The 11,246-nt window shown below is 60.6% G+C and carries 9 protein-coding genes; 3 read left to right on the top strand and 6 right to left on the bottom strand.

Annotated features, from left to right (window positions below; genetic code table 11):
* Window positions 1-188 precede the first annotated feature (188 nt).
* Genes mutT through CFI11_RS23085 form a run of 3 tightly spaced genes read right to left on the bottom strand, consistent with a single transcriptional unit; the run spans window position 189 to window position 2,663 of the window.
* Complete coding sequence (gene mutT / locus CFI11_RS23095; RefSeq protein ID WP_130409833.1) at window positions 189-587, bottom strand: 8-oxo-dGTP diphosphatase MutT; 399 nt, start codon at window positions 585-587, stop codon at window positions 189-191.
* Window positions 584-1,810, bottom strand: coding sequence for a bifunctional glutamate N-acetyltransferase/amino-acid acetyltransferase ArgJ (gene argJ / locus CFI11_RS23090; protein ID WP_130409832.1), 1,227 nt, complete (start codon window positions 1,808-1,810; stop codon window positions 584-586). The genes mutT and argJ overlap by 4 nt, the downstream gene beginning before the upstream one ends.
* A gap of 1 nt (window position 1,811) precedes the next feature.
* Window positions 1,812-2,663: a peptidylprolyl isomerase gene (locus CFI11_RS23085; RefSeq protein ID WP_130409831.1), complete on the bottom strand. Its 852-nt coding sequence runs from the start codon at window positions 2,661-2,663 to the stop codon at window positions 1,812-1,814.
* Between the two features lie 173 nt (window positions 2,664-2,836).
* Between CFI11_RS23085 and secA the strand changes: the two genes are divergently transcribed.
* From secA to CFI11_RS23070, 3 genes are all read left to right on the top strand, one after another.
* Window positions 2,837-5,530, top strand: coding sequence for a preprotein translocase subunit SecA (gene secA, locus CFI11_RS23080; protein WP_130409830.1), 2,694 nt, complete (start codon window positions 2,837-2,839; stop codon window positions 5,528-5,530).
* A 114-nt stretch (window positions 5,531-5,644) separates the two neighbouring features.
* Complete coding sequence (locus CFI11_RS23075; RefSeq protein ID WP_130409829.1) at window positions 5,645-6,613, top strand: hypothetical protein; 969 nt, start codon at window positions 5,645-5,647, stop codon at window positions 6,611-6,613.
* A gap of 22 nt (window positions 6,614-6,635) precedes the next feature.
* Window positions 6,636-8,195, top strand: coding sequence for a substrate-binding domain-containing protein (locus tag CFI11_RS23070; RefSeq protein WP_130409828.1), 1,560 nt, complete (start codon window positions 6,636-6,638; stop codon window positions 8,193-8,195).
* Window positions 8,196-8,247: 52 nt separating this feature from the next.
* Here CFI11_RS23070 and radC read toward each other — a convergent pair whose 3' ends face one another.
* From radC to dnaJ, 3 genes are all read right to left on the bottom strand, one after another.
* A complete protein-coding gene (gene radC / locus CFI11_RS23065; RefSeq protein WP_130409827.1) occupies window positions 8,248-9,012 on the bottom strand; it encodes a DNA repair protein RadC in 765 nt (254 codons plus the stop codon).
* Window positions 9,013-9,129: 117 nt separating this feature from the next.
* Complete coding sequence (locus CFI11_RS23060; protein ID WP_130409826.1) at window positions 9,130-9,801, bottom strand: DUF2306 domain-containing protein; 672 nt, start codon at window positions 9,799-9,801, stop codon at window positions 9,130-9,132.
* 215 nt (window positions 9,802-10,016) lie between these two features.
* Window positions 10,017-11,177, bottom strand: a complete 1,161-nt coding sequence (dnaJ, locus tag CFI11_RS23055) for a molecular chaperone DnaJ (RefSeq protein ID WP_130409825.1) — start codon at window positions 11,175-11,177, stop codon at window positions 10,017-10,019.
* Window positions 11,178-11,246 lie beyond the last annotated feature (69 nt).

The following is an 11,246-nucleotide window of genomic DNA, read 5'->3' as shown; positions in this document are numbered from 1 at the left end:
GCATGTCTAGTCCTCCCCAAAAGAAACTGACTGGTTTAGATTACATCATATGGGGTTAACAAAACATCAATAATTCGGTTACAAATGTGTTTTTTTTGAGAATTTTTGCATCGATTCTAGGCAAATCACGAAAAAGGTGCCCGTATTTTGAGAGGGATCCTAGGAGAGGCGAAGAACCGCCGATCTCCTCAAAGCCAATCCCGTAATACGGGAATCAGTGGAATGTCCGCTTTCGGCATAGGATAGTCAGACAATTCCTGCGCCTTCGCCCATTTCAACCGCTGCCCCTCGCGTGAGACGGGGATTCCTTCCCACTTCCGGCAAGCGAACAGCGGCATCAGCAAGTGAAAGTCATCATAGCTGTGGCTGGCGAATGTCAGAGGTGCGAGGCACGAGCGCCAGGTGTTGATGCCCAACTCTTCCTCCAGTTCGCGGATGAGGGCCTGCTCGGGTGTCTCGCCCGGTTCCACCTTGCCGCCCGGAAATTCCCAAAGCCCGGCCATCGATTTGCCCTCGGGCCTTTGTGCGATAAGGACGCGACCGTCGATATCGATAAGGGCAACCGCCGAAACCAGCACTGTCTTCATGATCGGTAATCCGCGTTGATTTGGATGTAGCCGTGGGTCAGGTCGCAGGTCCAAACCTTGGCCGACCCCTCGCCAAGACCTATATCAACCCGAAGAACAAGATCCTGTTGCTTCATGTAAGCGGCTGCATCGACTTCGACATAGTCCGGGCTGACCCAGCCTTTCTCCGCCACAAGAATGTCGCCAAACCATATGCTGAGGCGATCACGATCGGCGGTCACGCCAGACTTGCCGATCGCCATCACCACCCTGCCCCAGTTCGGGTCCTCACCGGCGATTGCCGTTTTCACCAACGGAGAGTTGGCGATGGATAAGCCATGCGTTTTGGCCTCTGCATCCGAAACGGCGCCCGTCACAACGATCTCGACAAACTTCGAAGCGCCTTCGCCGTCACGAACGACTTGATGGGCCAGATCAAGCATGACATCGCCCAGAGCGTCGGAAAATACCGGGTCGTCGGTCGCATCCACGCCAGAGGCACCTGTCGCGCATACCATCAGAGTGTCGGATGTGGATGTGTCACTGTCGACGGTGATGCAGTTGAAGGTCTTTTCCGTAAGGCGCGTCAGGACCGTCTGTAGCTGTGATTGGTCATAGGCCGCATCGGTGAAGATGTAGACAAGCATCGTGGCCATGTCCGGCGCGATCATGCCAGATCCCTTGGCGATGCCGGCGATACGGACCTCTTTGCCGTTGATCTCAATCGCGCGGGCCGATCCCTTCGGGAAGGTATCGGTCGTCATGATCGCCTGCGCGGCTTCGTCTATGCCTGCGCCATCAAGCGCGTTGCCGAGATGATCCAGTTGGTCGAGAATTCGGTCATGGGGCAGGGGTTCCCCGATCACACCGGTCGAGGCGGTGAAGATCCGTTCTTTCGGAAGATCAAGCCGGGTTGCCAGGGCGTCGGTCAATGCGCCCACTGACGTTTGGCCGTAATGACCCGTGAACGCGTTTGCATTTCCGGCATTCACCAGAATTGCGGCCCCTCCTGTTGGGTCTCCGCCCAGCTTTGCCTGACAGTCCAGAACGGGGGCCGCGCGCGTAGAGGACTTTGTAAATACGCCGGCGATGGATGTGCCCGGCGCCAACTCGGCCAGCATAACGTCAAGCCGACCGGCATAGCGAACGCCAGCCGCGACGCTGGCGAACCGGACACCTTCAATCCGAGGCATGTCTGGAAACGAGGCCGGCGCCAAAGGCGACCGACTGGTCTTGCCGGCCATGTCAGTTGCCAAGCAGGTCCAGATTGCGAATGGTTTCAGGCGGAATGGCCGAGACATCGGGGCGTTCGATATCAGCCCCATCGGTCAGCTCTTCCACCCGGTCTTCGACCGCGGCCTGGCGCAGGCTCATCAGGATCTGCTCGCGCACTTCCTCAAGCTCGGGCGCGGTGACGGCGCGGGTTTCGTTCAGTTTGATCACATGCCAGCCGAACTCTGTCTGCACCGGGTCCGAGACCTGGCCCGGCTCTAGCGCGATGACCGCAGCCTCGAAGTCGGGGACCATGCGACCCGGCCCGAACCAGCCCAGCTCTCCGCCATTGGGGCCCGAAGGGCCGGTGGATTTCTCTCGGGCTGTTTCTGCGAAGTCGGCACCGCCGTCGATCTCTGTCTTGATCGCGATGGCTTCTTCCTCCGTCTCCACCAGGATATGCGAGGCGTTGTATTCCTCGCCCGCGGGCCCGCTTTGGTACTGCTCGTCGTAGGCGGCTTGGACCTCTTCATCGCTGATCGGCTGGCCCATCACCTGCTCGATCACTTCCGCCGCGACAAGGGACCGTTCCTCGTTCTCAAGCGACAGGGTCACACGATCCGCCGGTTCCCCTTCGAGCGACTGTGCCAGCGTGGTTTGCTGGATAAGCTGGTCGAGGATCCCGGTAAACAGCACCTCGGGGGGAAGCTGTTGATACTGCTCGGGCAGAGTGGCGTGGGCCACGATCATGTGGCCCAGCGTGATCTCGGTCCCGTTGACGACGGCGACGACCGTGCTTGGGTCGGCGGTATCCTCAGCGGCCAGCGGGTTCGCCATTATGGCAGCAAGTGCGAGTGCTGGCAGAAATGTGAGACCTTTACGCATTCATTCATCCTATAAGCAGGCCACGGCGGGACGCGGCGTTGACACGGTTTGGCCCGCCCCTTACATCGCGACAGGGCTTGGCCAAGGCCGTCTTCACCAACGTATCTACGAGCTGCGTGCGGGGCGGGCAAGTCTGCGCCAGGCACGAAAAAGTCAGATCCGCTGGAGAACACATGCTGGGTATCGGAACACTCGCCAAAAAGGTGTTCGGCACACCGAACGACCGTAAGATCAAGGCGACCCGCTCGGTGATCGAAAAGATCAACGCGCTGGAGCCCGAATACGAGAAGCTGAGCGACGACGACCTGCAGGCCAAGACGGAGGAATTCCGCAAGCGGCATGAAGGGGGCGAAAGCCTCGACGATCTGCTGCCCGAAGCCTTCGCCAATTGCCGAGAGGCCGCGAAACGGGCCCTGGGTCTGCGTGCGTTCGACACGCAGTTGATGGGTGGCATCTTTCTTCACCAGGGCAACATCGCCGAGCAGAAGACCGGTGAAGGCAAGACGCTCACAGCGACCTTCGCGGCCTACCTCAACGCGTTGACCGGGCGGGGCGTGCACATCGTCACGGTGAACGACTATCTGGCCAAGCGCGACTCCGAATGGATGGGCAAAGTCTATAATATGTTGGGTATGACGACGGGCCATGCATTCAGCGGGATGGGTCCGCCGAACAAGATCAAGGCTTATGAGTGCGATATCACCTACTCGACCAATAACGAGTTTGGCTTTGACTATCTGCGCGACAACATGAAGTCGGACCTGAACGAGCTGTTCCAGAAGGACCACTATTTCGCCATCGTTGATGAGGTCGACAGCATCCTGATCGACGAGGCGCGCACGCCTCTGATCATCTCCGGTCCGTCGCAGGATCGATCGGAATTGTACGTCTCGGTTGACGCATTGATCCCCTCGCTGAGCGAGGACCATTTCGAGATCGAGGAAAAGAACCGTCAGGTCACGTTTACCGATGAAGGCAACGAATTCCTTGAAGAGCAGCTTCACGCGCGGGGTCTTCTGCCCGAAGGACAGTCGCTTTACGACCCGGAAAGCACCACGATCGTACACCATGTGAACCAGGGTCTACGCGCGCATAAGTTGTTTCAGAAAGACAAAGACTACATCGTACGCGGTGGCGAGGTTGTGCTGATCGACGAGTTTACCGGCAGGATGATGCCGGGGCGCCGCCTGTCCGAGGGTCTGCATCAGGCCATCGAGGCCAAGGAAGGCGCACAGATTCAGCCGGAAAACGTCACGCTGGCAAGTGTGACATTCCAGAATTTCTTCCGGCTTTACGAAAAGCTGGCGGGCATGACCGGGACTGCCGCCACAGAGGCGGAGGAGTTCCAGGAAATCTATGGTCTGGGCGTGGTCGAAGTGCCAACCCACAAGCCCATCGCGCGACTCGATGAGGACGATCAGGTCTATCGCACGGGGCGTGAGAAGTATCAGGCCATGATCGACGAGATCAAAAAGGCCAATGAAAAGGGCCAGCCGGTCCTCGTGGGTACCACATCCATCGAAAAGTCCGAGATGCTGAGTGGTTTGCTGACCGAAGCGGGGGTGGAACACAACGTGCTGAACGCCCGGCAGCACGAGAAAGAGGCCCAGATCGTGGCTGATGCCGGCAAGTTCGGGGCGGTCACCATCGCCACCAACATGGCGGGTCGCGGTACCGACATTCAGCTTGGCGGCAATGTCGAGATGAAGGTGCTGGAAGCGATCACCGCCGATCCCGAAGCGGATCCCGAGGAGGTCCGTGCGCGGATCGAAGCGGAACACGGCGCGGAAAAGGAAAAGGTGCTCGAAGCCGGTGGTCTTTACGTCATCGCGTCGGAACGCCACGAAAGCCGGCGGATCGACAACCAGCTTCGCGGACGGTCCGGCCGGCAGGGCGATCCCGGACGGTCCGCCTTCTATCTCAGCCTCGAGGATGACCTGATGCGCATCTTCGGGTCTGACCGGTTGGAAAAGGTGCTCAAGACACTGGGTCTGCAAGAGGGCGAGGCCATTGTGCACCCGTGGGTGAACAAATCCCTTGAACGGGCGCAGGCCAAGGTCGAGGGCCGCAACTTTGACATGCGCAAGAACGTTCTGAAGTTCGATGATGTGATGAACGACCAGCGCAAGGTGATCTTTAGCCAGCGGCGCGAGATCATGGCGTCCGAGGATGTGTCGGAGATTACCCGCGACATGCGCCATCAATTGATCGAGGATATGGTGGCACACCACCTGCCGCCCAACACCTATGCCGACCAGTGGGACACCGAAGGTCTTTATGCGCAGACCATCGAGAAACTGGGCATCGACGTGCCGGTGATGGAATGGGCTGATGAAGAAGGCGTCGATGACGAAGACATCATCGAACGCCTGATCAAGGCCAGCGATGAGCACATGGCCAAAAAGGCCGTGAACTTCGGTGCGGAAAACATGCGGCTCATTGAAAAACAGTCGCTGTTGCAGACCATCGACAACAAGTGGCGCGAGCACTTGCTGACGCTGGAGCATTTGCGCTCGGTTGTCGGGTTTCGCGGATATGCCAACCGGGACCCGCTGAACGAATACAAGAGCGAAGGGTTCCAGCTTTTCGAAGGGCTTCTTGACGGTCTTCGCGAAACCGTAACTCAGCAATTGTCGCATGTCCGCCCGCTGACCGAGGAAGAGCAGCGCGCGATGATGGCCGAGATGGCCGCCCAGCAGGCGCAGCTTCAGCACGCGGCGGAAGAGGCTGGCGCCGAACCGGCGGAGCCTGCTGCGAACGGATTTGTCGAAGACGATCCGACCACATGGGGCAATCCGGGCCGGAACGAACCCTGCCCCTGCGGATCGGGCAAGAAGTTCAAACACTGTCACGGACGCTTCGTCTGACATCACTGCAAAGCCGCATTTGCGCCAAAATGACTCCCCCCCGCGGCCATAACTTGGCCGCGTTCTTCCGCCACTGTCGATCGAGGGACTGGATGGGTGGTGACGGAGTAGGTGATGAAGAAGAAGTTACGGCTTCTCGCCATGAGCGCGGGAACGGCGGCGTGTGCGTTGAGTATAGGCTATGTTATGCAAATGGGAGAGACGGCCTATCCCGTCTCGACACTCAACCTCGAAAGTCAGATGGCGGTCATGGAAGAGCTGGAGCCGATTGCTCCAACGTCGGATGGCTTTCCGCTCAACCTTGAAGATATCACCCTGACATCGGCCCAGGCGGACCTGCCAGACACGGATGGCACGCCCGAGGCCGATTTCTCCGGTGTGGTGCCCGAGCTTCCACAGGATCCGGTCGCGCCACAGCTTGTCTGTGACGTCTCGGCGGACGCGGAACCTATGCCCGGTGCCATGGTCAGGTTGTCCGTACGTGCGCCCTGCTACGTGAATTCCCGGCTGACCGTGCATCATAGCGGCATGATGTTCACCGCCGTGACCGGTGCAGATGGTGACCTCGATGTCGACGTTCCCGCCCTGGCCGAAGCGGCTGTCTTTATCGTGGCCTTCGAAAACGGCGAAGGCAGTGTCGCCCAGACCGAGGTTCCGACGCTGCGGCTTTATGATCGCGTCGGCCTGCAATGGTCGGGCAAGAGCGGCCTGCAGATCCATGCGCGTGAATTCGGTGCGACTTATGGTGAAGCCGGTCATGTCTGGTCAGGCGCCGCCGACGCGGTCTACGGTGGCTTTGTCGTTCGTCTTGGCGACATCGAAACGCTGATGCCCCGCATGGTCGAGATCTATACATTCCCGTCGGCCACAGCGGATCGCGCCGGGCTCATCGCGCTAAGCGTGGAGGCAGAGATCACCGAGGCCACATGTGGGAGAGAGGTCGAGGCGCAAGCGCTTGAAATGCGCAGCACCGGTGATCTTCGCACGCGCGATCTTGTGCTGCCGGTGCCAAATTGCACTGCGGTGGGTGATTTTCTGGTGTTGAATAATCTTCTGGATGACTTGAAGATCGCGGCCAAGTGATCCGCTGATGTAAGGCATAGACATGGCTTTGATCCGTGCGGCGTTCTGCGCCGCACTTTTTACGTTTGGAACCGCGCTTGCGACCTGGGCGCAAGATGTGACGCTGACATCACGGGATGGCAGCGTGGAGATCAGCGGGACGCTTCTGGGTTTTGACGGCGAGTTTTATCGCGTCGAAACCATTTACGGAGAGCTAACGGTCGATGGATCCGGTGTATCATGCGACGGTCCCGGCTGTCCCAGCCTGACCGACTATGTCGCCGAGGTCGATTTCTCAGGTTCGTCCACCATGGCCGAAGTTCTGATGCCCGCCCTGATCGAAGGGTTTGCCTTGCGCAGTGGGTACATGGTCAGGCGGGAAGAACGGGACGACACGCATTTCGACTATGTCCTTCTTGACGGAGAAACGGGGCGCACGCGCGGGCGTCTTGGCTTTCGAGTGACCACGACCGATGAAGGTTTCGCCGATCTGCTTGCCAACGAGGCGGATCTTGTGATGGCCCTGCGTGAAATCCGGGCCGATGAACGACAACGCGCGGCTGAGGCCGGCATGGGCGACATGACCGCCCGCAATCGCAGCCGCGTGCTGGCTCTTGACGCGATGGTCCCGATCGTGGCTCCGGGTAATCCGGTCCGGACGATCTCGACCCCTATGCTGGCGCGGGTCTTTTCGGGGCAGGTGACCAATTGGTCCATGCTCGGCGGGCCGGACGCCCCCATATCGCTGTACTTGCCCGCCGAAGGCTCCGGCCTTGCGCAAGCGGCGGAGGATCGATTGCTTGCGCCGGTCGGATTTGAACTGACCGATGGCATCTCAAGGCATGATCGCAGCAGCGCGCTGGCCCGTGCCGTGGTGGTTGATCCCTTCGGTCTGGGCCTTGCCAGCTATGCCGAGACGGGCAGCGCCCGCACATTGACGCTGACCGGAAGCTGCCGGTTCTCGCTTGAAGCGAACCGCACGACAATCAAGACCGAAGACTACCCTCTGACCTCCCCGATGTTTCTCTATACGCCAGCCCGGCGGTTGCCCAAGCTCGCGCGGGAGTTCCTTGCCTATGCCCGAGGGCCTGCCGCCCAGATCGTGATCCGCCGCGTTGGCTTTGTCGACCAGGCCCCGGAAGAGATCCCCCTGAACGAACAAGGTGACCGCTTTGCCAATGCAATCGCCGCGTCCGGAGAGGAAGTGGGTCTGGAGGATCTGCAGGCGATGATCGACAGGTTGCGCCCGCTCGCGAGGCTGACGACATCGTTCCGCTTTGAAACCGGCTCGACCCGGCTGGACGCGCAGTCCCGTTCAAATGTGGCGCAGCTGGCCCGTGAGCTGGAGGCGGGGACATATGACGCCCGACGCCTTGTTTTTGTCGGGTTCAGCGATGGCGAGGGACCGGCGGAAGGCAATCAACGCATCGCCGCGCGCCGGGCAGAGGCCGTGCGTGATGCCGTCGTGGCGGCAGCCGAGACGGCGGCGCTGGACCGCGTACAGATGGAGGTTGAGGCCTTTGGGGAGATCTTGCCGATGGCCTGTGATGACAGTGCCTGGGGCCGTCAGGTGAACCGCCGGGTCGAAGTCTGGGTGCGATAACCGTCTGTCTGGCGAAGAATTCTTTCAAGGCAGAAGACGTTTCTTGTTCTCGTCAGAGATATCCGTCTGACCGGAAGCTCAGTTCGCGTGATTTGCCGATAATGAGATGATCATGCAACGTCAGCCCCAGCGCATCGCAAGCGGTCTGGACCTGTGCCGTCATGTCGATATCCGATTGCGATGGCGTCGGATCGCCGGACGGGTGATTGTGTACCAGGATCAGGGCGGAGGCGTTCAGTTCCAGCGCCCGTTTGGCCACTTCGCGCGGGTAGACGGGGACGTGATCGACGGTGCCCTTGGCCTGCGCCTCATCCGCGATCAGCACGTTCTTGCGGTCGAGAAAGAGAACGCGAAACTGCTCCGTTTCGCGGTGGGCCATCGTGGTGTGGCAATAGTCCAGCACGGCATCCCAGCTTGAGATCACGTGCCGCTGGATTACTCTTGCGCGCGCCATGCGATGGGCCGAGGCCTCAAGGATCTTGAGGTCGGTGATAACGGCGTCACCAACGCCGTGAACGTCGCGCAAGCGTTCTGGCGGGGCGGTCAGCACCCGGTTGAAGTCCCCGAAATGATCCAGCAGGCGACGGGCCAGCGGTTTGACGTCGTGACGGGGAATGGCGCGGAACAGGATCAGCTCCAGCAGCTCGTAATCAGGCATCGCATCGGCCCCGCCGGACATGAAACGCGCGCGCAGACGCTTGCGGTGTTCGGCGATGTAGGAGGGCAGCCGGGCGCCCTTGTCGAGAGGCGTGGGAACAGCCTCGTCCGTGTCGAAGAGCGGAAGGGGGGCTTCGCGAAAGGCGTTGGATCCGGGCATAGGCCAAGCCTGCGGGAGGAGGGTTACTATTCGGTTAAACACCCTGCCCCGGCCCTCGGGATGTGGCCCGTTATGGCGAGTATTTCCACATTCATCGCACACGGTTGTGCGAAGACATCAATCTCGGGCGAACGTGTTGATGCCGCGACGCTGGAGCCAGATTTCCAACAGCGCGAGATAGGGCAGGTAGAAGGCAAACATCTGGATCTGATCGAAAAGGCCAGTGAATGCGGCTGTGCTGGCGGCCCCGCCGGTCAGCGCATACCAAAGCCCGTAATGCACGCGATAAAGCCATGAACCGATCGCAAGGACGAAGAGGCGCAGCGCCCAAGCCATGTGCAGATCGAACCGGCGGGCGCGGGCGTGGCGCATTGCCTGGATGGCCGAGAGCAGCATTAGCCCACCGTAAAGTGTAAAACCCATGTTCATCAGCGGCCCGCCGATGGTGCCCCGGTTGGAGATAAAGACCAGCCCGCCGATTGCCGTGAGCGTCGCGACGACGATCAGAATGTACCCGTTGAGCCGGTGAAGGCGTGGCCAGCGCCGCCGGATCGCGCCGATCAATTGCAAAGGGGCCAGACAGGTCACGAGCGCGCCGGCGAGCATGTGAGCAAAGATCGAGGCATTGGTGACCGGCATCGTGTCGATCTGAAACCGGGAGAGACCGTCAAGTTGCCCCGAGAGACCGTTGCCCCCGAAATTCGCCGAATAGATTCCAAAGGGGATCGTCAGGAGGACGAGCAGGATCAGGAGCGCGGGTGCGATGACAGGGCGGAGGCGGGCGAGCATATGGTCAGACGGGTTGGGGGCTTTGAGAAAAGATTGGCGCGAGGGGTTGGGATGTCCAGTGGGTGCGGACAGATGTGAAAAGACCCTCCCGGTGGGAGGGTCTGGTTTTAGCTAGATCGCGTTCTTAGGACGCTGCGGATTTCCGGCCCGGGTTCCCCCGGGGCTCCGCCCGTTCGCGGCTGAAACGGTCCACTGGACCGTTTCCGGGACGCCGCTTACCCCTTCATGCCGTCCCAGAAGGATTTCACGGACGAGAAGAATGACTTGCTTTCGGGGTTGTTGTCCTCGCTCAGCTTGTCGAATTCCTCAAGCAACTCTTTCTGCCGGGACGTAAGATTGACCGGCGTTTCCACTGCAAGTTCGATCATCATGTCGCCCACACCTCCGCCGCGCAGTGCGGGCATGCCCTTGCCGCGCAGGCGCATCTGGCGACCGGATTGAGACCCCGCGGGGATCTGAACACGCCCCCGTCCGCCGTCGATCGTGGGAACTTCGATAGCCCCGCCCAAAGCGGCCTTGGACATCGATACAGGCACGCGGCAATAAAGGTTCGGGCCATCGCGCTCGAACAGCTCGTGCTGGGTGACCTCCACGAAGATGTAGAGATCTCCCGGAGGGCCACCGCGCATACCTGCTTCGCCCTCGCCGGCAAGGCGGATGCGGGTGCCGGTTTCCACCCCCGCGGGGATGTTCACGTTCAGCGCGCGATCCTTTTCGACCCGTCCCGCGCCACCGCAAACCTTGCAGGGGTTCTTGATGATTTGACCCAGCCCGTTGCACGTGGGGCAGGTGCGTTCGACCGTGAAAAACCCTTGCTGCGCGCGCACTTTGCCCATGCCCGAACAGGTTGGACATGTCGTCGGTTCTGCCCCGCCTTCGGCGCCATTGCCGTCGCAGGCCTGGCAGGTCACGGCAGTGGGTACCTTGATCGTCTTCTGGAGGCCTGAATACGCATCCTCCAGAGTCACCCGCAGGTTATAGCGCAGATCGGAGCCGCGCGCGGCCCGGCGTCCGCCGCCGCCCCCGCGCTGGCCGCCCATGAAGTCGCCGAAAAGATCGTCGAATACGTCGGAAAACGCGCTGGAAAAGTCGCCCTGACCGCCGCCGAAGCCTCCTGCGCCGGGGCGTGGTCCGCCACCGCCCATGCCGCCTTCGAACGCGGCGTGGCCAAAGCGGTCATAGGCTGCTTTCTTCTCGCCATCCTTGAGAATTTCGTACGCTTCGTTGGCCTCTTTGAACTGGGCCTCGGCATCGGGATTGTCGGCGTTGCGGTCGGGATGAAGCTCTTTTGCCTTCTTGCGATAGGCTTTTTTTATCTCGTCCGCGGAAGCGCCCTTGGACACGCCGAGCACATCGTAGAAGTCTCGTTTTGCCATTTCTTGGTCCCCTTGGGGCGGAACGCATCGGGCCGGCCCGTGATCCGGACCGGCCCGCACAGGCTCCTA

The organism is Thalassococcus sp. S3 (assembly GCF_004216475.1).
Classification (GTDB): domain Bacteria; phylum Pseudomonadota; class Alphaproteobacteria; order Rhodobacterales; family Rhodobacteraceae.
Note: the sequence above shows the minus strand (reverse complement) of the source record. Positions and strands in the feature narration are given on the sequence as shown.